This is a genomic window from Methylobacterium sp. WL8 (assembly GCF_008040045.1).
GTDB lineage: Bacteria > Pseudomonadota > Alphaproteobacteria > Rhizobiales > Beijerinckiaceae > Methylobacterium > Methylobacterium cerastii.
In genome coordinates this window covers 1-20,006 of record NZ_VRVF01000068.1, presented here as the reverse complement: position 1 = coordinate 20,006, position 20,006 = coordinate 1, and the positions used below count along the sequence as shown (strand labels likewise).

The 20,006-nt window shown below is 69.0% G+C and carries 21 protein-coding genes and 1 tRNA gene; 7 read left to right on the top strand and 15 right to left on the bottom strand.

From position 1 onward, the window contains the following. Positions 1–11: 11 nt before the first annotated feature. A complete protein-coding gene (locus tag FV234_RS20265; RefSeq protein ID WP_147831275.1) occupies positions 12–938 on the bottom strand; it encodes an ROK family protein in 927 nt (308 codons plus the stop codon). Beyond that, complete coding sequence (locus FV234_RS20260) at positions 935–2,326, bottom strand: dicarboxylate/amino acid:cation symporter (protein ID WP_147752408.1); 1,392 nt, start codon at positions 2,324–2,326, stop codon at positions 935–937. The genes FV234_RS20265 and FV234_RS20260 overlap by 4 nt, the downstream gene beginning before the upstream one ends. Before the next feature lie 258 nt (positions 2,327–2,584). Between FV234_RS20260 and FV234_RS20255 the strand changes: the two genes are divergently transcribed. Continuing rightward, positions 2,585–3,010, top strand: a complete 426-nt coding sequence (locus FV234_RS20255; RefSeq protein ID WP_246686247.1) for a L,D-transpeptidase — start codon at positions 2,585–2,587, stop codon at positions 3,008–3,010. A 94-nt stretch (positions 3,011–3,104) separates the two neighbouring features. Here the strand turns inward: FV234_RS20255 and FV234_RS20250 are convergent, their stop codons facing one another. The 5 genes from FV234_RS20250 to FV234_RS20230 form a co-directional block, all read right to left on the bottom strand. Further along, positions 3,105–4,037 carry a hypothetical protein gene (locus FV234_RS20250; protein WP_147831273.1) on the bottom strand — a complete coding sequence of 311 codons (933 nt, stop codon included), beginning with the start codon at positions 4,035–4,037 and terminating at the stop codon, positions 3,105–3,107. 260 nt (positions 4,038–4,297) lie between these two features. Next, positions 4,298–4,729: a peptide-methionine (R)-S-oxide reductase MsrB gene (gene msrB, locus FV234_RS20245; protein ID WP_147831271.1), complete on the bottom strand. Its 432-nt coding sequence runs from the start codon at positions 4,727–4,729 to the stop codon at positions 4,298–4,300. 62 nt (positions 4,730–4,791) lie between these two features. Then, positions 4,792–5,976, bottom strand: coding sequence for a YihY/virulence factor BrkB family protein (locus FV234_RS20240; protein ID WP_187273743.1), 1,185 nt, complete (start codon positions 5,974–5,976; stop codon positions 4,792–4,794). A 320-nt stretch (positions 5,977–6,296) separates the two neighbouring features. Beyond that, the gene (locus FV234_RS20235) at positions 6,297–6,572 is read right to left on the bottom strand and encodes a hypothetical protein (protein WP_147831269.1); all 276 of its coding nucleotides are present in this window, start codon (positions 6,570–6,572) and stop codon (positions 6,297–6,299) included. Between the two features lie 100 nt (positions 6,573–6,672). Next, positions 6,673–7,128, bottom strand: a complete 456-nt coding sequence (locus FV234_RS20230) for a GAF domain-containing protein (RefSeq protein ID WP_246686248.1) — start codon at positions 7,126–7,128, stop codon at positions 6,673–6,675. Positions 7,129–7,496: 368 nt separating this feature from the next. Here FV234_RS20230 and FV234_RS20225 point away from each other — a divergent pair, with 368 nt between their 5' ends. Continuing rightward, positions 7,497–7,739, top strand: a complete 243-nt coding sequence (locus FV234_RS20225) for a hypothetical protein (RefSeq protein WP_147752392.1) — start codon at positions 7,497–7,499, stop codon at positions 7,737–7,739. 35 nt (positions 7,740–7,774) lie between these two features. Here FV234_RS20225 and FV234_RS20220 read toward each other — a convergent pair. Then, positions 7,775–7,851, bottom strand: a tRNA-Arg gene (locus FV234_RS20220). Positions 7,852–7,910: 59 nt separating this feature from the next. Beyond that, positions 7,911–8,336, bottom strand: a complete 426-nt coding sequence (locus FV234_RS20215; RefSeq protein WP_147764939.1) for a flagellar assembly protein FliX — start codon at positions 8,334–8,336, stop codon at positions 7,911–7,913. Between the two features lie 237 nt (positions 8,337–8,573). Between FV234_RS20215 and FV234_RS20210 the strand changes: the two genes are divergently transcribed. The 3 genes from FV234_RS20210 to FV234_RS20200 are packed head-to-tail and all read left to right on the top strand — an operon-like array spanning position 8,574 to position 10,583. After that, entirely contained in the window at positions 8,574–9,704 is a 1,131-nt protein-coding gene (locus tag FV234_RS20210; RefSeq protein WP_147764943.1) for a flagellar basal body P-ring protein FlgI, read from the top strand. 35 nt (positions 9,705–9,739) lie between these two features. Continuing rightward, positions 9,740–10,120 (top strand): rod-binding protein, encoded by a 381-nt coding sequence (locus tag FV234_RS20205; RefSeq protein ID WP_147764938.1) that lies wholly within the window; start codon positions 9,740–9,742, stop codon positions 10,118–10,120. Beyond that, complete coding sequence (locus FV234_RS20200) at positions 10,110–10,583, top strand: hypothetical protein (RefSeq protein WP_147831264.1); 474 nt, start codon at positions 10,110–10,112, stop codon at positions 10,581–10,583. The genes FV234_RS20205 and FV234_RS20200 overlap by 11 nt, the downstream gene beginning before the upstream one ends. Positions 10,584–10,588: 5 nt before the next feature. On the opposite strand, the gene FV234_RS20195 is transcribed toward FV234_RS20200, so the two are convergent. From FV234_RS20195 to FV234_RS20180, 4 genes are all read right to left on the bottom strand, one after another. After that, positions 10,589–10,948: a porin gene (locus FV234_RS20195; RefSeq protein ID WP_246686246.1), complete on the bottom strand. Its 360-nt coding sequence runs from the start codon at positions 10,946–10,948 to the stop codon at positions 10,589–10,591. Between the two features lie 126 nt (positions 10,949–11,074). Further along, a complete protein-coding gene (locus FV234_RS20190) occupies positions 11,075–12,904 on the bottom strand; it encodes a hypothetical protein (RefSeq protein WP_147831262.1) in 1,830 nt (609 codons plus the stop codon). 8 nt (positions 12,905–12,912) lie between these two features. Further along, the gene (gene flgK / locus FV234_RS20185) at positions 12,913–14,760 is read right to left on the bottom strand and encodes a flagellar hook-associated protein FlgK (protein ID WP_147831260.1); all 1,848 of its coding nucleotides are present in this window, start codon (positions 14,758–14,760) and stop codon (positions 12,913–12,915) included. Positions 14,761–14,806: 46 nt separating this feature from the next. Further along, on the bottom strand, positions 14,807–16,219 hold the full coding sequence (locus tag FV234_RS20180) for a flagellar hook-basal body complex protein (protein WP_147831258.1): 1,413 nt from the start codon (positions 16,217–16,219) through the stop codon (positions 14,807–14,809). Positions 16,220–16,458: 239 nt separating this feature from the next. Between FV234_RS20180 and FV234_RS20175 the strand changes: the two genes are divergently transcribed. Beyond that, the gene (locus FV234_RS20175; protein ID WP_147752384.1) at positions 16,459–16,926 is read left to right on the top strand and encodes a BLUF domain-containing protein; all 468 of its coding nucleotides are present in this window, start codon (positions 16,459–16,461) and stop codon (positions 16,924–16,926) included. A gap of 121 nt (positions 16,927–17,047) precedes the next feature. After that, entirely contained in the window at positions 17,048–17,500 is a 453-nt protein-coding gene (locus tag FV234_RS20170) for a response regulator (RefSeq protein WP_147752383.1), read from the top strand. A 24-nt stretch (positions 17,501–17,524) separates the two neighbouring features. Here FV234_RS20170 and FV234_RS20165 read toward each other — a convergent pair whose 3' ends face one another. Both FV234_RS20165 and FV234_RS20160 read right to left on the bottom strand, forming a co-directional pair. Then, on the bottom strand, positions 17,525–19,147 hold the full coding sequence (locus FV234_RS20165; RefSeq protein WP_147764934.1) for a peptide chain release factor 3: 1,623 nt from the start codon (positions 19,145–19,147) through the stop codon (positions 17,525–17,527). A 156-nt stretch (positions 19,148–19,303) separates the two neighbouring features. Beyond that, a partial coding sequence (locus FV234_RS20160) for an SDR family oxidoreductase (protein ID WP_147831256.1) occupies positions 19,304–20,006 on the bottom strand: 703 nt, incomplete at its 5' end.

Below are 20,006 nucleotides of genomic sequence, written 5' to 3'. Positions count from 1 at the left end.
AAGCACGACGCCTATTCGGCATCCCACAGCCACGCAGCGCCGCGCACGCCCGAGGCGTCGCCGTGCAGGCTTTCGCGGATCGGCGTGTCGAAGCGGTCCGAGAACACGTGCGGCGCGGTCGCCGCCGGCAGTCCGCCGATCAGTTCCGGGACCCGCGAGAGGCCGCCGCCGATCACGACCACGTCGGGATCGAGGATGTTGACCACGTGGGCGACACCGCGGCCAAGCCGGTCGAGATAGGCGGCGAAGCTCGCCCGCGCGCCGGCCTCGCCTGCGCGCATCGCCGCGACGACGGCCTCGCCGGAGCAGGTGATGCCGGTGCGGCGGCCATGGTCGGCGGCGAGCGCCGGCCCCGACACCCAGGTCTCGATGCAGCCGTGGCGCCCGCAATAGCAGGCCGGCCCGGGCCGCTCGTCGTCGTCCGGGTTCGGCAGCGGGTTGTGACCCCACTCGCCGGCGATGCGGCCGCGGCCGGCGAGCGGCCGGCGGTCCCAGGCGATGCCGGAGCCGACGCCGGTGCCGAGGATCACAGCCCAGACGAGGCTCGACCCGGCGCCCGCGCCATCCACCGCCTCGGACACCGCGAGACAGTTGGCGTCGTTCTCGATGCGGATGGGACGCCCGAACGCGGCTTCGAGGTCGGCGCCGAACGGCCGCCCGTTGAGCCAGTGCGAGTTCGCGTTCTTCACCAGGCCGGTCGCCGGCGAGATCGCCCCCGGCATCCCGACGCCGACGGTGCAGGGCGAGCCGGCCTCCACCTCGAGCCGGGCGACGAGCTCCGCGACCGTCCGCACCGTGCCGGCATAGTCGTTCCGCGGCGTCGGCACCCGAGCCTCCGCCAGAACGAAACCGCCGGCATCGAGGACGATGCCGGCGATCTTCGTGCCTCCGAGATCGATCCCGAGGCGGAAGACCGCCCCGGTGCGCGACCCGCTCACTCCGCGGCGGCGATCTTCGGCGCGGCCGGGCCGCTCTGGACCGTCATCGGCTCGGGCGTCTCGTCGGAGATGTGCGTGCCGATGGAGATCGGGTGCGCCATCACCTGGTTGAGCTTGGCCTTGTCCAGCTCGCCTTCCCAGCGCGAGACGACGATCGTCGCGACGCCGTTGCCGATGAGGTTGGTCAGGGCGCGGCACTCGGACATGAACTTGTCGACGCCCAGCACCAGCGTCATCGCCGCCACCGGGACGGGGGTGCCCGGGATCGCGGCGAGCGTCGCGGCCAGGGTGATGAAGCCGGCGCCGGTGACCCCGGAGGCGCCCTTCGAGGTCAGCATCGCCACGAGGAAGATCGTCGCGTACTGGCCGAAGGTCAGGTCCGCACCCACCGCCTGCGCCAGGAACAGGGTGGTGAGCGTCATGTAGATGTTGGTGCCGTCGAGGTTGAACGAGTAACCCGTCGGGATCACCAGGCCGACGACGGAGTCCGAGGCGCCGAGGCGCTTCATCTTGGTCATCATGTGCGGCAGCACCGTCTCCGACGAGGAGGTGCCGAGCACGATCAGGAGCTCGTCCTTGATGTAGGCGAGGAACTTGAAGATCGAGAACCCGCAGAACGCCGCGATGCCGCCGAGCACGACGAAGATGAACAGCAGCGAGGTGGTGTAGAAGGTGCCCACGAGCCAGGCGAGGTCGACGACCTTGCCGATGCCGTACTGGCCGACCGTGAAGGCCATCGCGCCGAAGGCCCCGATCGGGGCGAGCTTCACGATCAGCCCGATGATGCGGAAGAACACCTGGCCGGCGGCGTCGATTCCGTTGGTGATCGCCTCGCCCTTCGCGCCCATTCCGGTGAGCACGCAGCCGGTGAGGATCGAGATCAGCAGCACCTGGAGCAGGTCGCCGGTGGCCATCGCGTCGAAGAAGCTCTTGGGGATGAGGCCCAGGATGTGCGCGATGGTGGAGTCGGCGGCAGCCTTGCTGGCGTAGCTCTCGACCGCCTTAGCGTCGAGCTTGGACAGGTCGGCGCCGAATCCCGCGCCCGGCCGGACGACCTCGCCGACGACGATGCCGATCAGCAGCGCGAAGCTCGAGACGACCTCGAAATAGATCAACGCCTTGAGGCCGACGCGACCGACCTTCTTCAGGTCGCCGATCGAGGCGATGCCGTGCACGATGGTGCAGAAGATGATCGGCGCGATCATCATCTTGATCAGGGCGATGAAGCCGTCGCCAAGCCACTTCATCGCTTTGCCCCAGCCGGGGTCGACGTAGCCGAGCAGGATGCCGAGCGCGATCGCGATCAGCACCTGGATGTAGAGCACCTTGTACCAGGGCTCCGGGGCGACCGCCTTCGCGGTCCCCGCCACGCTCGTCGAACCGTGCATCGCCTGCGCCATGATTCCGCCCGTGCACGCTTGCCGTGCACCCTCCCATTTTGCCGGAGGCTAGCGAAGTTGGCTCCAAGCCTCAACGGCGGCTGAGTATTTCCACACGCCGAACCCGTGACAAAAACCTGTTCCTCCAGGAAAAACGGCCTTTTCGCGGCAGAGTACAGGGGGCACTGAAGTCGTAGCGGTCGCGTCGACATCGACGCCGGACGGTGTCGTCCATCGGCCGGATTGCTTGATTGCCGGAGCTTCATCGTGCCCCAGATCCGTGCCGCCCTCGCCGCCGCCGGCGGCCTCCTCTGCCTTGCCCTCACCCTGCCGGCAAGCGCCGGGATCGTGGCTCAGGTCGACCAGTCCCGCCAGCGCATGCGCGTCTACGTCAACGGCGCGCTCTCGCACGATTGGCCGGTCTCGACGGCGCGTAGCGGCTACGTGACGCCGAACGGCAACTTCCGGGTCGGGCTGATGGCGCCGATGTGGCGCTCGCACAAGTATCACGGCTCGCCGATGCCGCACGCCATGTTCTTCCGCGGCGGCTACGCGATCCACGGCACCTACTCGGTCGGGCAGCTTGGCCGCCGCGCCAGCCACGGCTGCGTCCGCCTGGCGCCCGGCCATGCCAGCCGCCTGTTCAGCCTGGCCAGGAGCTACGGCGGGGCGAGCGTCGTCATCCGTCGCTGACCCGTAGCGGCGGCCCCGAACGGCGAAGACCGCCGCCGCAGCTGCGGCGACGGTCCTCGGACGTCGAACGATCAGTGTAAAAGCGGTCTATCGCTCAGGTCTGCTGATTCCGACGGGGACGGACGGTCCAGCGCTCGAAGGTCGAGGCCGGATCGTCGCCCGCGGGCTCCTGCGGCGGCTGCTGGATCGCCGCGCCGAGTGCCTGCGACAGGCTCTCGATCACGTCGTCGATCCGCGCGTCCTGCGGCTGGGCCTCGGCGGCGTGCTCAGGCTCGGCCGACGCGACATGTGCCGGCGCCGGGGCGGGCTCGGGTTCGGACGCGACCGGCTCCGGGGCCGCGGGCTCGGGAGTGGGCGGCGCCTCGACGACGGGCGCGGCGGCAACTGCCGCTGCTACAGCCGGCGCGCCGGAACCCGCGATCCGCCGCAGCGCGTCGACGACGCCGTCCTTCTCGGCCGGCTTGTCGCCGGTCCGCGCATTCGCGCCGTAGCGGCCGAAGCCGAAGCGCGGCTCGATCAGATCGAGGACGGCGTCGAGCGCCGCGTTGCTCAGGCCGATCTCGCCCGTGGACGGGATGCCTTGGAGCGCCAGCGCCTGGCGATCGAACGTGGCGTCGTCCGTCACGTCACGGCCGAACCAAGCCGGGGCGCTGAAGGCCGCGGCCTCGCCGGGCTCGTCGAAGCTCACGCTGACCAGATCGAGGCTGCCCGGGCTGACGTAGCGGTCGATGATCGCCTCCTTCGCGCCGAGCGACACCGCGGTGCGGTCGTAGGCGGCCTTGCCGGAGCAGACGTCGAGCAGCGCGTCGCCGTGGGCGCGGGGAACGTCGGTCCGCTCCTCGGCGGCCGCACCCTGTGCATCCTTGGTCACCAGGACGAGGTGGCATTGCTGCCCGTCGACCCGGACGAACGAGGTCCGCCCGCCCTGGGGTGCAAAGTAGCCTTCGGTGATCCGGCCGCCGCCGCGCTCCTTGCGGATCAGACGCACCAGGGCCGGTGCCACGAGAAACCGCCGGACGACGCTCATACTCAACCTCCGCTCAAGGACGCTCCGGCGACCGCCGGAGATGCCGCCCGTACTGCTTCGTGCGGGGAAGACCGCAGGGGAGGCCGGGCGAAGCGTTAAAACGCCCGGCCGTCCCGCGCGTCGATCCTGGCGGCGCGTGCCTGTCGTCCGCCAAGGAAAGGGCCTTCGCCGCCCGTCGATCCGCTTAGGGACTAAGCAAAAAGCCGACGAAATCAAGACCGGGACGCCGCAAGACCTTGGATGACGCTTGTTATCCTACCTCAGACCGTTCCCGAGGCCGGCTCCTTCGGCGTGAACGCGAGGGATGTTCCGTTCATGCAGTAACGGAGGCCCGTCGGCGCCGGGCCGTCGTCGAAGACGTGGCCGAGATGCCCCTTGCAGCGGGCGCAATGCGCCTCGGTGCGAACCATCCAGTGGCTGCGATCGACCTGCGTCTCGACTGCGCCGGGGAGCGGCTCGAAGAAGCTCGGCCAGCCGGTTCCGGATTCGAACTTGGTCTCGTTGACGAAGAGAGGCGTGCCGCATCCGGCGCAGGTGAAGGTGCCCGGGCGCTTTTCCGCGAGCAGGCAACTCGTGCCGGCGCGCTCGGTGCCGTGCTCGCGCAGCACCCGGTACTGCTCGGGCGTGAGCGTCGCCTTCCACTCGGCCTCGCTCCGCGCCTCCGGCGCCGACATCGTATCCGATCCGCTCATCGTATCCTCCGCTTGTGGATGTCGGCGCGATATGGGGCCGGGCGGCCGCGCCTGCGAGCCGGTCACGCCGCCGCGCCGACGGTGTCGGCCATGCGCGCCTCGCGCTCGCCGAGCGGCAGGGCGGGTCCCGTGGTGGTGTCCTGACCGGTTTGATGCTCGATCTCGGCGTTGATCTCGCCGCCGAGCAGCACGATCGTGGAGGAGATCCAGATCCACGTCATGAAGCCGATCACGGCGCCCAGCGAGCCGTAGGTCTCGTTGTAATTGCCGAAGCTGGAGACGTACCAGGAGAACAGCAGCGAGGCCACGAGCCAGAGCAGGCCAGCCACGACGCTGCCGACCCCGACCCAACGCCAGCGGGCGCGCTCGCGGCTCGGGCCGTAGCGATAGAGCAGCGACAGGCCGCCGAGCAGCACGACCACCAGCGCAGGCCAGCGCAGGGCCGCGACATACCAGGCGCCCTCGCTGAGACCGATGAAGTTGAACACCACCGGCAGCACCACGATCGAGCCGAGCGCGAAGATCGTGAACACCAGGGCGCCGACGGTGAAGGTGAGCGAGCGCAGGTTCAGCATGACGAAGCTGCGCTTCTCCTGCTCCTCGTAGACGACGTTCAGCGCGTCGAACATCGCCTTCATCGCGGCGTTCGCGCTCCACAACGACAACACAAGGCTGGTGAAGAACGTCAACCCGAGGGTGCCGCCGCCCTTGGCGGCGATCCGCTTGACCTGGTCGCCGATGATCTCGATCGCACCCGAGGGTAGCACGCCCTGCAGGCTGGCGAGGTGATCGTTGATGACGTTCACGTCGGCGAAGAGCCCGTAGCAGGAGACGAGCGCCGCCACCGCCGGAAACAGCGACAGCAGGGTGTAGAAGGTGACGCCTGCGGCGACCGACAGCACGCGGTCCTTGTTGAACTCGAGGAACGTGCGAACCGCGACGTCCTTCCAGCCGGCGGCCGTGATCTGGGTGGGATCGGTGGCGGCCCGGCCGCGCTCGGGCTGGGTGTCGGCGACGCGCTGCGCCGACCGGCCGGAATGCGACCGGGCGCCGGCCTGCCCGTTCGGCGCGACCCGCTGCTGCGGCCGCGGCTCGAAAGCTGGATCCGCGGTGGCGGTCGCCTCCGGCATGCCCTTCCGCGTCTGCGCCGCCACGAGGGCGATCAGCGCCGAACCCAGCATCAGCATCCAGACGACCGACCCGTCCTCCGACGACGCGCTTCGGGGACCGGGGGAGGGCGTAGGCATGCTGAGAGAACCCGGGCGCGAACAGCCGCGCTTCCCCGCTAGAACGTCGTCTGTCAGGGAGCGTTCCCCGTCGGACGGTTCCGCACACACGACATCGTATCGCCTCGTCGGCGATCGGGGAGCGCGATGGTTTCGGTTTTCCAGGCGCTGTCCGGAACACGCGTCCGTGTCGATCAATAGGAATCGCGATTACGAAGCCTGTTCGGCACTCCAATGCTCCGTGTGCCGCCTCCCGCAGCGCCGAGGTTCGGTCTCGCAAAAGTGCTTTGGCAGCCGGGATCAGTCGGGCGGCCGACCGATCCCACGGGGCGAACCCGCTCTCAGCGGGTGGGCGCGCTGGTGCCCTTGCCGGATGCGCCCGGCGTCGAGCCGGCGCCGGCATCGTTGGCGCCGGTGCTGTTGGACGTGCCGGAGCGGCTCTTGTCGCCGGTGGTCGGTCCGCTGCCTGCCGCGCCCGGGGACGAGCCCGCGCCGGCATCGTTCGGGCCTGTGCTGTTCATGGTGCCGGATTTGGTGGTGTCCGAACCACCCTCGGCGGCAAGGGCGACCGATCCGAGGAGCAGCGTTCCGGCGAGGGCGAGCGTGAGCGCTTTCATGGCGTTTCTCCCTAGTGGTTGGCGTGATGCACGCTTCGACCAACCCAGGGTAGGATGCGACGTTCCGGCACGAGACCGGATTCGATCTTAGGCGCCGCGCTCAAGCGCTGAGCGCCGGCTCGCGGGGGACGACGGCGTAGTCGGCCGCCTGCAGCCGCACCATGGTCTCGGTCGCCATGTCGGCCAAGGCCTGCAGGCGTCCGACCGTGCCGTCGTCGAGTTCGACCCAGGCGCTCCAATAGGCACCGAGCGCGGCCGAGGGCTCCGGCGAGCCGATCGGCATCATCACCAGGCTGCGCATCCAGGCGGATTGATACGCCGCGACAGGAAGGCGAGTATCTGCTTCGATGTCGTGGATGACCGCCATCTGCCGGTTCAGCATCACCCAACCGGAGATGCACGCCTCCAGGCGGAACCGACGTCCGCGCCAGAGCGGGCGGATCGCGTCCTCGGCGACGTAGTGGCAGAAGTCGCCGTCCCGCAGCACCACGGCGATCCCGTCGGACTCCGCGATAGAACGCGCCGTCTCACGCAGGGCCACAACCAAGCCGGGCATGTCGGAAACGGTGAGCAGTCGGGCTCGAGCCTCGTCGAGGCGTGCATCCGTCATCGCGCCAAACCCATTAGGCCTGCTACCCCCGAGCACGCGAAACGCGGCCCTTCGGCCTGAAGAACGCGGAAGCTCACGAAAGCGCCCTTCGAAAGTTCAAGAGATTTGTTGCGGGATGGTGTCGCGAACGCCGGTGCAGAAGCCGACCGACCGGCGGCATTCGCGAGCGTCCACCGCGGCAAGTCGCGCTCTCTCTGTCCCAGATCGAGGAACGCATCGAGCGAAGCCTATGATGCAACCTGCGACTACGTAGCCGTACCTCGCAACCACCCCTCGGTGTACGTAGCAGGCGGTTCCCACGGTAGGTGCGTCGGATGCCGCTGTTCTACATCGACCTTCACGACGGAACGAATTTCGTTCGCGACACCCAGGGCTTCGACCTGCCCGACATCACGGCGGCGCAAGCCAGGTTGGTCCAGGTGATGCGGCGGGTGGCACAACTGCTCGATGCGGTCACCGACCGCCAGGACTACCTCGCAATCGTCCGGGACCAGAACGGCAAGGTCGTTTTGCGCGCCACCCTGACGCTCGATCTCGAAGAGGTCGGGTCGGTGTGAGCGCCGGGACGCGGTCGCTGGTGAGCAGGTTGGCGTGGCGACCCCGGAAGGGCTCGAACCTTCGACCTGCCGCTTAGAAGGCGGCTGCTCTATCCAGCTGAGCTACGGAGTCAGGGGTGCCAGCGACGGTATGAGCCATGGGTGCACCGTGGGGTCAACCCTGCGCGGCGTTCAGGCGCCGCGAGCGGCTTCGACCTTGGCGAGCTCGACGGCCGCGCGCAGTTCGATGTCGGCGATCAGCCCGTCGAGGCGCGGGTCGCCGCAGGACTCGGCGCGTTCGGAGAGGCGGCCGGCAATGGTAAGGAGTTCGTGGGTCGCGACCCGGCCGGACAGGAGCGACGCCTTGAGCCGGTCGAGCCCGTCGAGCAGGTCGTGGCCCCGCCTGGCCGAACGGCGGCGGCGCTCGTGTGGGGTGTCGGGCTGGCCCTGCAGCATCAACATCGCGTCGAGGCCGGCAAGCGTGGTCGTGGCGCCCGTGCCGGCGCTGCGTTGCGCGCCCGGCCCGGCGCCGACCTGGAAGCTCGGACCGGATTCGCCCTTGCGCGTGCCCCCGACGGAGGTCGTCCCCACGGCCCCCGGACGGTTCTCGACGCGCATCGCTTCGCTGACCCTACGGGCGGAATGCGCCCGAGCCGACCTTCCGGTCGGCAGGGTTAACACCGGGTAAATGCCTCGGCAGAACCTGCCGGGTCGGCAGGAAACGCGAGGGACGCGAGCGCTCCAGGCCAGGCTTCGTTCTCACAAAATCGTATTGGATCAAAGACTTAGATTTTGCGCGGAGGTGGCACGGCGCTGGCAGGATACCGGACGTCCGCAACTCCAACGAAGCCCGGCATGCCCAAGCGCCACGCCCAGATCCGCGAAATCCTGCGCCTCGTCCTGGCGGTCGCCCTGCTCGTGCTCGGCGGCAGCACGGCGATGGCGCTCTCGCGGGTGAAGGATCTCGCGCAGATCGAGGGCGTGCGCGCCAACCAGCTCGTCGGCTACGGCATCGTCGTCGGCCTCAACGGCACCGGCGACACCCTCAACAACATCCCCTTCACCAAGCAATCGCTGCAGGCGATGCTGGAGCGCCTCGGCGTCAACACCCGCGGCGCCACCATGCGCACGCAGAACCTCGCCGCAGTGATGGTCACGGCGAGCCTGCCGCCCTTCGCGGCACAGGGCACGCGCATCGACGTCACGGTCTCGTCGCTCGGCGACGCGAAGTCCCTGCAGGGTGGCACCCTCCTCGTCACGCCGCTGCTCGGCGCCGACGGTGAGGTGTATGCCCTAGCGCAGGGCTCGGTCGCCATCGCCGGCTTCTCGGCGGAGGGCGACGCCGCCAAGATCACCCGCGGCGTCCCCACCAACGGGCGCATCGCCAACGGCGCCAACATCGAGCGTGAGATCGCGTTCAAGCTTACCGACGCGCGCTCCCTGCGCCTGTCGCTGCGCAACCCCGACTTCACCACCTCGAAGCGGATCGCGGCCGCGATCAACGACTTCATGGGCTCGGACACCGCCGAGCCGACCGATCCGGCCACGGTCACGATCCAGATCCCGGCCAAGTACAACGGCAACATGATCCGGCTCATCACCGAGATCGAGCAGCTCAAGGTCGAGCCGGACCAGACCGCTCGGGTCGTGGTCGACGAGCGATCCGGCATCATCGTCATGGGCCGCGACGTGCGCGTCTCCACGGTGGCGATCGCCCAGGGCAACCTCACCGTCACCATCACCGAGCAGCCGCAGGTGAGCCAGCCCGCCCCGCTCTCGAACGGCCGCACGGCGGTGGTGCCGCGCACCGGCGTCAAGGTCGACACCGGGGACGGCAACAAGCTCGCCCTGGTCAAGGAGGGCGTGACGCTGCGCGACCTCGTCGACGGCCTCAACGCCCTCGGCGTCGGTCCCCGCGACCTGATCTCGATCCTGCAGGCGATCAAGGCCGCGGGCGCGCTGCAGGCCGACATCGAGCTGATGTGATCACCAACGTCCACCCGAACCGGAGAACCTGGACCATGCTGCCACTCGCAACCTTCGCGGTCTCCGCCGCCGTCGGCGTCGGCAAGGCCATCACCGGCGCCATCGCCGAAACCGCCTCGAAGACGGCGCAGGCCTCGACGGAGGCGGCTTCCAAGAAGGCGCGCAAGACCGCCAACGACTTCGAGTCGATGTTCCTCGAATCCTCCCTCGACCGGCTGACCCAGTCGGAGGGGACCGACGGACCGCTCGGCGAGAACGGCACCGGCGGCGGCGTCTACCGCTCGATGCTGACCAAGGAATATGCCGGCCAGATCATGAAGAGCGGCGGCGTCGGCATCGCCAACCAAGTGTTCTCCGAGATGATGAAGATGCAGGGCGGCGCCGGCGCCGTCGCGGGGGCCGGCCGTGCGGCTTGATCCCTCCTTCCGGGTCGCCGACCGCGCCGGTGCCGACGCGCTGGTCGGCGCGGTGATGTCGACCATGCAGGCGCTTGAGGCGGTGCTCGCGGCCGAGACCGGCCATGTCCGCGTCGGGCGCCTGCGCGAGGGCCTCGCGGAGGCCGAGGCCAAGGCGGCGCTCGCCGGGGCCTACCTCCAGGGGCTCGAGGTGGCCAAGGCCAACGCGGTCGCGCTCGCGCGCTTCGCGCCGGCCGGCGTCGAGCTGCTGAAGGGCGCCCACCGCCGCTTCACGCAGGCCGTGGAGTCCAACCAGGCGGTGCTCGGCACGGCGCGGACGGTGTCCGAGGGGTTGATCAAGTCGCTCGCGGCCGACCTCGGCCGGGCCAGCACGCCGAGCGTCTACGGCCAACCGTCGCGGGCGCCCTCCCCTTACGGCCGCGGCACGGCCAGCGGGCCGCTGACGTTCTCACGCAACCTGTAGACGCGTCACCGGCGCCCGTTGCCGATCCGGACATAAGTCCGCACCGGGCCGAGATCGGACTCGGTGCGGGCGTCGATCGCGAAGCGCCCGGCCGCCGTCGGCGCCGTGGTCACGTCTCGGCCGATGGCGAGGTCGGCGCCGGCGCGGACCCGACCCGACACCCGCACGCAGGTCGAGCCGCCCGGCGTCCGCACGAAGCCGGCGCCGTATCCCGGACAAGGCTGCGCGGTCTCCCGCGCCGGCGCCTTCTCCAGATCCCGGGCCTCGCAGGGCGACAGCGAAAGCATGCCGACCAGGAGCAGTCCGACGCGCCGCGGTCCGGCGAAGGTGCCCGTTCTCGTCGACGACCGGCGCTGCTCTGACATGTCGTCCCCGGCGGTTCGCAGCTCACAAAGGGCCGCGCCGGGCAGCGGGGCGCGGCCCTTCGCACCACGATAGGCCGGCGGCTCGGCGTCGATCAAATCCTTCCAGCGATCCGGTTCGCGACCGCGTCAGCTCATGTAGTTCACGAGCGACAGCTTCGAGAGCGACGAGGTGATCTGGTAGCTCGCCTGAAGCCGATTCTGGACCTCGAGCAGCTTGGCGGCCACCTCTTGGATCGGCGCGCTCTCGACGCCGTCGACGACGTTCTGCAACGTCAGCCGGGTGGCGGCGTTCTGCGACTTCGCCGAGGTCAGGGTGCTGGCGGCGAGGCCGAAATCGGTGGCGATCGCCACCAGGCTCGGATCGTTCGACGCCTTGCCCAGGAGATCGTAGGTCTTGCTGCTCAAGGCAGCGAGCCGGCCGGGGGTGGTGGTGGCCTTGGGGTCGGCGAGGCCGTCGACGGCAAGCGCGGCAAAGCCCGCGAGCGCCTTCTGGATCGGCACCTCGTTGGCCCGCGCGCCGATCGCGACATCGAGGTTCGCCCCGGCGCGGATCGAGGCGGTGGCGCGGGGGTCGGTGTTCGCGGCGTCGCCCTGATACCAGATCACGGTGCTGGTCGAGGCTGCATCCTTGTAGGTCGGCGTCGCGCCGGTCGTGTCGATGCGCTTCGGCGCCTGTCCGGAAGCGTTCGAGGCGGAGAAGAAGTCCTCCGAAGCCCGCGTGGTCGAACTCGCCGAGAGCGGGCCGGCGGCGGCGGTAGCCAGCGCGGTGCCGAGTGCGGCCTTGAGGTTGGCTGTCGTCGTGGCGACGTCGGCACCGATGGCGAAGGTGGTGGTCGAGCCGGTAGAGACGCTCGCGCCCGCGGTCAGCGTTACGCTGGTCGTGCTGCCGTCGTGGAGCGCGAGCTGGACCGTGATGCTGTCGCCGGCCGCCGGCTGGCCCGAGAGGCCGATGTCGTAGGCGGCATAGGTGCCGTTGCCGAAGGTCGCATTCAGGGCCGGCGTGTTGCCGCTCTGAACGCTGGCGACGGTGCCGCCCTGTGCAAGCGCGAAGGCGTTCACCCCGGCCGCCGCAGCGGCCGGGGTGGCGAAGACGCCGAACGCGGTGGTCGAGCCCGCTGGCACGGTGCTGCTCGCCGTGAGGTCGTAGGATTTCTGGCTGCCGTCGGCGAGGTTGACCGTGACGCGAAAGCTTTCGCCGGCCACTGGCGCATGGTCGAGCCCCGTCACCGTCGCCGGCAGGCCCGTATGCGCCGGATCGACCGTCGCGGTGATGGCCCCGGTGGTCGCCGGCTTCCCGGCGATGCGGAACCCGAAGTTCGCGCGGGTCTCGCCGGTCGCGTCGCCTTGATCCTCGGACAGCTGGAACGTGTTTCCGGCGCTGACGGCACCGAGCTGGAGGCGCCCGAGTCCGCCGGTCCCGAGGTCGGCCGCCTTCTGCTCGGCGACCAGCGTGACGAGGCCGTCCTGCGGTGGAGTCGTGGTCTTGTCGCCGTTCAGGATGACGTCCGTCGACTTCACCGGAGCCGCGTCGGTGGCGCGGCCGCCGAACAGGTATTGCCCGGCCGCGTTCTGGTTCAGCGCATCGAGCGCACCGTCGAGGTTGGCTTGCGCCAGCTGCGGCGTGACGGTGGTGCCGGTCGCCGGCTGCAGGTTCGAGGCGATGCCGCCGCGCAGGTCGGCCGTCAGCTTGGCGATCTGCTGGAGGCTGGTGGAGGCGAGGGTGACACGCGTCTGCGCGCTGGCGATGCCGGCATCGTAGCCGTCCAACGCGCTCAGGGTCCCGCGCGCCGTCAGGCTGGTGCTGCGCCCGGCGCCGAGGCCGGCGTAGGTCTCGGCGGTGCGGCCGGTGGAGAGCTGCGTCGACAGGGTGTCGAGCTGGCCCTTCAGCGACAGCAACTGCGAAGTCGAGCGCGTGTTGACGTAGGTGCCGGCGGCGAAGGGGCTGATCGTGGTCATGGTGTCCCTCAGATCCGCAGGAGGGTGTCGAGCATGTCGCGGGCGGCGGTGAGCACGCGGGCGTTGGCGGAATACGCCGTCTGCAGGGCGATGAGGTTCGACATTTCCTCGTCCACGTTGACGCCGGCGCTCTTGGCGAACCGCCCTTGCGCGGTGGACAGGGCCACGCTCTGCCCGGCATCGAGGTTCGCGGCGTTGGCCGCCGCCGCCCCCTGCGCGGCGATGACGTCCTGCGCGAACGTGGTCACGCTGGTTTTATAAGGCGCGGCGACGCCGCCGATCCCGCTCGACGACGAGAAGGTCTGCTGGGCGGTCGTCAGCGCGTCGAAGGCGAACTGCGCCCGCGTGGCGCCGGTCCCGGTGTTCGTGGCGCCGGGCGCGGTCAGGATCGCGGTGTTGGCCGTCAGCCCCGGGTTGACCGTGATGCGCTGCGCGAAGCCGGTGAGCTGCGAGCCGGCATCGAACGATCCGGTGAACAGGCCCTTGCTCGACCCGTCGACGAACAGCGCGATCTGCGGGTAGGCGGAGGAGAAGTCGGTGGCGCTCGCCGGCACGGTCTTCGTCGCGGTGGCGGCGACCACATTGGGACCGCCACTGCCCAGAATGGTCACTTTGGCGCCGCTGGCGGTTGCCGACAGCGCCGCACCGGCTCCCAGGTTCAGTTTGGCGAGTGCTTCCTGAACGCCGACGAGGCCCTTGGCGGGATCGAAAGCCTGCGTGATCGCGGTGCCGTCGTCGGTCTGGCTCGGGTCCACCGACGCTGTCGCGCCCTTCGACGCGACCAGGATGACGTTGCGCATGGACCCGTTCGCGGCTTTCACCGTGAGGGTCAGCGTGTTGCCGGGCTGCATCCCGGTGAGGTCGATCGTGGCGCCGGTGTCGTCGATGGTGCCGGACGTGCTCGTGTCGGTGAGCGCGCTCGCCATCCCGCCCGCGAGGTCGTCGAGCTGGCGCTGCACCTGCGGCAGCGTCGTGTCGCGCAGTTCGAGGTTGGCGGCGATCGACCCGGAGCGCAGCACGCCCGGCGCTCCGAGGTCGATCTTGCCGCCGCCGGGCGTCGTCGCCGTGACGGTGCCGACGCTGCGCTGGTCGGGATCGGTCGAATAGGTCGAATTCGCGCCGAGGGTGGTGCGCCCGTCGAAGCCGAGCGTCGCCGCCGTGCTCCCGCTGACGAGGTTCACGCCGGAGCTGGTGGTGATCGAGAGGGTGCCGTCGCGCTGCTCGGTAGTCTGGACGTCGAGGTAGCCGGACAGCTCCGTGACCTTTTGGTCGCGCTGATCCTTGAGGTCGGCGAGCGTCAGGTCGTCGGTGGTCGACTGGATCTTGACGTTGAGTGCGGCGATGCCGCCGAGGAGCGAACTCGCGCTGGCGGTCTGGCTGCCGAGGCTGGACTCGATCCCGGTGCGCAGGGCCTGGACGCTGTTTGCGATGCCGTTGATGTTGTTGGCGAGGTTCGAGGCGGTGCTGAGCACGGTGCTTCGGGCGGCGGCCGAGGTCGGGTTCGCGGCGAGGTTCTGCAGCGAGCCGGTGAAGCTGTTGACGAGGCCGTCGAGTGCGGTCGTGCTCCCGGGCGTGCCGAACAGTGCGCCGACCTGGCCGGTGATGTCGGCCTTGGTGCTGGTGTAGGCGGAGCCGGCGGTCTCGAGGCGAAGCTGTTTCAGCGCGGCCGCATCGAAGCTCCGGGTGATCGCGCCGACGGAGACGCCCGAGTTGCCCGGCCCCGACGAGACCGTCGCGATCGTCCGCTTGACGTAGCCGGCGGTGCCCGCGTTGGCGACGTTCTGCGAAACCAGACCCATGGCGGTCTGGGTCGCCTTCAGGCCCGCCGTGGCCGTCTGGAGCGCGTTCAGGGGCATGTGGCCGACGATCCTCTCTCAACTGCCGCGCGGGGACGGCCGGTCCTCAGCGAATGATGTTGAGCAGGTCGGACATCATCGTCTGCGCGGTCGACATCACCTTCGTGTTGGCGGAATACGCCTGCTGGGTAACGATCATCTTCGAGAATTCACTCGCAATGTCGGTGTTCGACGATTCGTTGCTGGCGCCGACCACCGCCGAGCCGTCGAGCCCTGCGAGCGGCACGCCGGAATCGAGCGTCTGCGCGTAGGTGCCGTTCGACAGCGGCTTCAGCCCGTCCGGATTGATGAAGCGGGCGACCCCGACCGAGGCGAGCTTCACCGAAGAGCCGTTCGAGAACGCCCCCATGATGCTGCCGTCGCTCCCGACCGCGACGGAGTTCAGGGTCCCGGAGGCGTATCCGTCCTGCGTCAGCGCGTTCGTCGTCACCGCACCGGACGAGGCTGCGTATTGGGTCAGCGTGGTCTTGTCGAAGGCGAGGCCGACGCTCCCGAGGTTGGTCCCGTTCACCGTCAGGTCGGTGATGGTCGCCTTGCCGCCGGACGGCTGCACCAGCTGGCCGCTGCCGTCGAAGGTGAAGCCTGTGCCGGCGTTCACCCAGTCGCTCTTGTTCAGGGCGACGGAGCTGTCGGAGGCGTAGAACAGGTTCCAGATCGCCGGCTTGTCCGCCGTCGGCGGCGTCGCGCTCGCATTCGCGGTGGTGGCATCCTGGATCTTCGCCCAGCGCGTGTTGACCGCGACCGGCGCGCCGGTGGTGGTGTAGGCGGTGAGCGCCGGCCCCGCGATGCTGCTGTTCACAAAGTCCTGCGCGTTCGCGGCAAGGACCTTCTTGCCCGCGGTCGCGGCACCGGTGGTGTCGGTGACGAGCACGCTGGTGTCGGTCGGTGCGTAGAGCGAGCTTTTGGTGGTCGATGAGTTAGCCGTCGCCGGCGCCGCCGGCAGGTTGGCGCCGTAGGTGATCGTGGTGGTCGGCTTGGCCGCCAGCGTCTGGTTGGCGATCTTGATCGGGCCGGTGCTCGAGACCTGCCCCGTCGCCGCATCGTAGTTCTGGCCCTGGAGGTAGCTGCCGGCGCCGTTGACGAGGTAGCCGTCCTTGTCGGGGGCGAAGTCGCCGCGGCGGGTGTAGACCGGTGTGCCGGAGAAGCTGGTCTGCCCGTTGGCGTCGCCGGTCTTGGCCATCACCGTGAAGAAGCCGTCCCCGTTGATGGCCATGTTGGTCGTGACGCTGGACGAGGCGATGTTGCCCTGGATGCTGTTGGTCATCTGCGACTGCGCCAGCACCGTGCCGGCGACCTCGTGCTTCGGCGTCTGCTCGGCTAGCAGGTCGACGAAGCTGGTGTCGATGCGCTTGTACCCGGTGGTCTGCGAGTTCGCGATGTTCCCGGAGATGTTGTCGATGGCGTAGGACTGGGCCTTGAGGCCCGAGACCGCCGTCTGCAACGCGGTGAAGATGTCCATGACGCGCCGTCTTTCCCGGGAAGGCGGCGCCCAAACGGCACTCGCCCGATCGGGTGTCGATCCGCAACCGGCGTGCCACGGCCAAGTCGTTGTTTTCATTGGATGCGGACCGCCGAACCCGGCAGGAACGCACCGCCGCGACGTGTCCTCCCCGGCATCTTCTGCCGGGTGGGCAGCGTTTACCGGCCCTTATCGGCGACAGGCTAGAACGGGACGGCGTCCTCCGGACGGGAGTCCCCATGCGTGCCAAGCGAACCAGCCTCGTCCACCTGATCTACTTCTCGCGGCTGGCCCTGTCGTCGGATGTCCAGATCCGCGCCGGCCAAGTCGGCGAGATCACGCGGCATGCGCAGAAGAAAAACGAGTTTTCGGTGATCACCAGCTTCCTGCTGGTCGAGCAGACCTTCGCCGCCCAGGTGATCGAGGGCGAGCGTACCTCGGTGCACGAGACCTTCAACCGCATCCTCGCCGACGACCGCCACCGCGACGTGCAGATCTGCGAGTGGCGCGAGATCACCAAGCGCGAGTTCGTCAATTCGTGCCGGAGCAGCATTCGCTCGCCCACGAACGACGTGCACTTCGCCAAGGCGAACCTGATGCCGATGTTCCAGCGCGGCACGCCCAGGGCGAGCGCGATCCACGCGCTGTCGCTCGCACTGCAGACCGAAGAGATGTCGAAGCAGGGCATCGACCACCTCTTCATCTGATCGGGATCAAGACTGTCGGATTCGGCGCACGCGGTGCCGCGAAGCAGTTTTTTCATACCTCGGGCTCAAGCTGACCGTCCGATCCCCGACTCCCTCCCGGATCCATGTCGCAGACGATGTCATGACCGACACGCCACCGATCCTCATCGTCGACGACCAGGAGAAGCTCCTCCGTCTCATCGTGATGCTGATGAACCGCATCGGATTCGCGGACGTGGAGGGGGTGACCGGCGGCGTCGAGGCGCTCGAGCGCCTGCGGCAGCGCAAGTACGCCCTCGTCATCTCCGACCTCGACATGGAGCCGATGGACGGCCTCACCCTGCTGCGCGAGATCCGCGGCGACGACGACTTGATGAACACGCCCTTCATCCTGACCGAGGCGTCGTTCGACTTCGAGGACATCAACGTCGCCCACCAGGCCGGCGCCGACGCCTTCATCCTCAAGCCGTTCGACATGGCGGTGCTGAAGACCAAGCTGAAGCAGGTGCTCAACCGCAAGCCGCGCAAGCGCGAAGCGCCGATGGCCTCGGAATCGACGCTCAGCGTCGATTTCCCGATGCTGGGGAAGTTCTAAGGCGAGGCTGAGCGGCTCAGACCCTCATGCTTGCCGCTTCTGATAGTCCTTGATGTCGGTGAAGCGCACCGCCGGGTACCGCTCTTCTTCGTAGCGGAGCGAGAAGGCGGTGGTCGCCATGAAGACCGGCGCCCCGTCGAGGTCCTTCGCCATCGCCGAGCCGTGCGAGTCGACGAACTTGTCGAGTTCGACCTCCGAATCCGACGACACCCAGCGGCAGACCGAGAACCGGGTCGCGTCGTAGTCGATCGGCAACCCGTACTCGCCCTGCAGCCGCTCTTTCAGCACGTCGAGCTGTAGCGCGCCGACGACGCCGACGATGGCACCCGAGCCGTCCTGCGGCACGAAGACTTGGACCACGCCCTCCTCGCCCATCTGCTGCAGCGCCTCGCGGAGCTTCTTCGCCTTCATTGCGTCGGTGAGCTTGATCCGGCGCAGCAGCTCCGGGGCGAAGCTCGGGACGCCACGAAACACGATGTCCTCGCCCTCGGTGAGCGTATCGCCGATGCGCAGGGTTCCGTGGTTCGGGATGCCGACCACGTCGCCCGCGAAGGCTTCGTCAGCGATGGCGCGGTCCTGGGCGAAGAAGAATTGCGGCGCGGAGAGCGACATCGGCTTTCCGGTGCGCACGAGCTTCGCCTTCATGCCGCGCCGGAGCTGGCCCGAGCAGACCCGCATGAAAGCGATCCGGTCGCGGTGGTTCGGATCCATGTTCGCCTGGATCTTGAACACGAAGCCGGTCATCTTCGGCTCGGTCGGCGCGACCGTGCGCTTGTCGCAATCCTGCCCGCGCGGCGGCGGCGCGAAACGGGCGAGCCCGTCGATCAGGTCGCGGACGCCGAAGTTGCGCAGGGCCGAGCCGAAGAACACCGGCGAGAGATGGCCCTCGCGGAACGCGTCGAGGTCGAAGGTCTTCAGCCCGCCCTCGGCCAGCTCGACCTCCTCGCGCCATGCGTCGGCCTCGCCGTTCTCTATGAGCAGCCGGTCGAACAGCGGGTCGGCGAATCCTGCCACGGACTCGGTCCCGGCGTCGTCGGCCGCATCGAACCGGCGGACCCGGTTGCCGCCGAGCTCGTAGGTGCCGGCGAAGTTGCGGCCGCGGCCGATCGGCCAGGTGATCGGCGCCACGTCGAGCGCCAGCGTCTTCTCGATCTCGTCGAGCAGCTCGAAGGGCTCGCGCGCCTCGCGGTCGAGCTTATTGACGAAGGTGACGATCGGGATGTCGCGAAGCCGGCAAACCTCGAACAGCTTGCGGGTGCGCGCCTCGATGCCCTTGGCCGCGTCGATCACCATCACGGCCGAATCAACGGCCGTCAGCGTGCGATAGGTGTCCTCGGAGAAATCTTCGTGGCCCGGCGTGTCGAGCAGGTTGAAGACGCAGTCTCCATACTCGAACGTCATCACCGAGGTGACGACCGAGATGCCGCGCTCCTTCTCGATGCCCATCCAGTCCGATCGGGTGGAGACGCGGTTGCGCTTGGCCTTGACCTCGCCCGCGAGCTGGATCGCGCCGCCGAACAGCAGCAGCTTCTCGGTCAGCGTGGTCTTGCCGGCATCGGGGTGCGAGATGATCGCGAAGGTGCGCCGCCGCGCCACCGGGTCGGCGGCCGGTTTCGCCTCGATCTTGGTCTGCGGCTGCATCAGCATCGTGAAAACGGCTCTCGGACCCGCGTCTCGGGTCGGTCACTTGGAATTCGGTTCGGCCCGCGCGGAAGCGCGGGACCGTCGCGCCATCCTCTAGGCGCCCGGCCGCCGCTTGGCAAAAGCCCGTCGCCGCGTGGGACGCGCCACGGGACGCGCGATTCAGCCGCGCCCGATGAACGGCATCGTCGTCGCCGTCAGCGTCATGAACTGGACGTTGGCCGACAGCGGCAGCCCGGCCATGTAGAGGACGGCTTCGGCGACATGGCGCGCGTCCATCACCGGCTCCTGGCGGATCGAGCCGTCGGCCTGGCGCACGCCTGCAGCGAAGCCGTCGGTCATCTCGGTGGCGGCGTTGCCGATGTCGATCTGGCCGCAAGCGATGTCGTAGGGGCGCCCATCGAGGGAGGTCGCGCGCGTCAAGCCGGTGATCGCGTGCTTGGTGGCCGCGTAGGGCGCCGAGTGCGGCCGCGGCACGTGGGCGGAGACCGAGCCGTTGTTGATGATCCGCCCGCCGCGGGGATCCTGGTCCTTCATCATTCGGAACGCGCCCTGCGTGCACAGGAAGGCACCGGTGAGGTTGGTCTCGACGCTGGCGCGCCAATCCGCCAGCGACACCGCCTCGATCGAAGCCGCCGGGGTGAAGATGCCCGCATTGTTGAACAGCAGATCGAGCCGCCCATGCACTTCGGCGACGCGGGCGAACAGCCGATCCACGGACGCGGGGTCAGTGACGTCCGCCTCGACGACCTGCGCCACATCGATCTCCGCCGCGACCGCATCCAGGCTCGCCTGCCGCCGCCCGGCGAGCACGACCGCATAGCCCGCCCGCCCGAGCGCCACGGCCACGACGCGCCCGAGCCCC

What these genes read in the sequence shown, in the direction of transcription:
- FV234_RS20260 (WP_147752408.1), bottom strand. Translation starts at nt 2,326, where the DNA reads ATGCACGGTTCGACGAGCGTGGCGGGGACCGCGAAGGCGGTCGCCCCG.
- FV234_RS20250 (WP_147831273.1), bottom strand. Translation starts at nt 4,037, where the DNA reads ATGAGCGTCGTCCGGCGGTTTCTCGTGGCACCGGCCCTGGTGCGTCTG.
- msrB (WP_147831271.1), bottom strand. Translation starts at nt 4,729, where the DNA reads ATGAGCGGATCGGATACGATGTCGGCGCCGGAGGCGCGGAGCGAGGCC.
- FV234_RS20240 (WP_187273743.1), bottom strand. Translation starts at nt 5,976, where the DNA reads ATGCCTACGCCCTCCCCCGGTCCCCGAAGCGCGTCGTCGGAGGACGGG.
- FV234_RS20235 (WP_147831269.1), bottom strand. Translation starts at nt 6,572, where the DNA reads ATGAAAGCGCTCACGCTCGCCCTCGCCGGAACGCTGCTCCTCGGATCG.
- FV234_RS20230 (WP_246686248.1), bottom strand. Translation starts at nt 7,128, where the DNA reads ATGCCCGGCTTGGTTGTGGCCCTGCGTGAGACGGCGCGTTCTATCGCG.
- FV234_RS20225 (WP_147752392.1), top strand. Translation starts at nt 7,497, where the DNA reads ATGCCGCTGTTCTACATCGACCTTCACGACGGAACGAATTTCGTTCGC.
- FV234_RS20215 (WP_147764939.1), bottom strand. Translation starts at nt 8,336, where the DNA reads ATGCGCGTCGAGAACCGTCCGGGGGCCGTGGGGACGACCTCCGTCGGG.
- FV234_RS20210 (WP_147764943.1), top strand. Translation starts at nt 8,574, where the DNA reads ATGCCCAAGCGCCACGCCCAGATCCGCGAAATCCTGCGCCTCGTCCTG.
- FV234_RS20205 (WP_147764938.1), top strand. Translation starts at nt 9,740, where the DNA reads ATGCTGCCACTCGCAACCTTCGCGGTCTCCGCCGCCGTCGGCGTCGGC.
- FV234_RS20195 (WP_246686246.1), bottom strand. Translation starts at nt 10,948, where the DNA reads ATGTCAGAGCAGCGCCGGTCGTCGACGAGAACGGGCACCTTCGCCGGA.
- FV234_RS20190 (WP_147831262.1), bottom strand. Translation starts at nt 12,904, where the DNA reads ATGACCACGATCAGCCCCTTCGCCGCCGGCACCTACGTCAACACGCGC.
- flgK (WP_147831260.1), bottom strand. Translation starts at nt 14,760, where the DNA reads ATGCCCCTGAACGCGCTCCAGACGGCCACGGCGGGCCTGAAGGCGACC.
- FV234_RS20180 (WP_147831258.1), bottom strand. Translation starts at nt 16,219, where the DNA reads ATGGACATCTTCACCGCGTTGCAGACGGCGGTCTCGGGCCTCAAGGCC.
- FV234_RS20175 (WP_147752384.1), top strand. Translation starts at nt 16,459, where the DNA reads ATGCGTGCCAAGCGAACCAGCCTCGTCCACCTGATCTACTTCTCGCGG.
- FV234_RS20170 (WP_147752383.1), top strand. Translation starts at nt 17,048, where the DNA reads ATGACCGACACGCCACCGATCCTCATCGTCGACGACCAGGAGAAGCTC.
- FV234_RS20165 (WP_147764934.1), bottom strand. Translation starts at nt 19,147, where the DNA reads ATGCTGATGCAGCCGCAGACCAAGATCGAGGCGAAACCGGCCGCCGAC.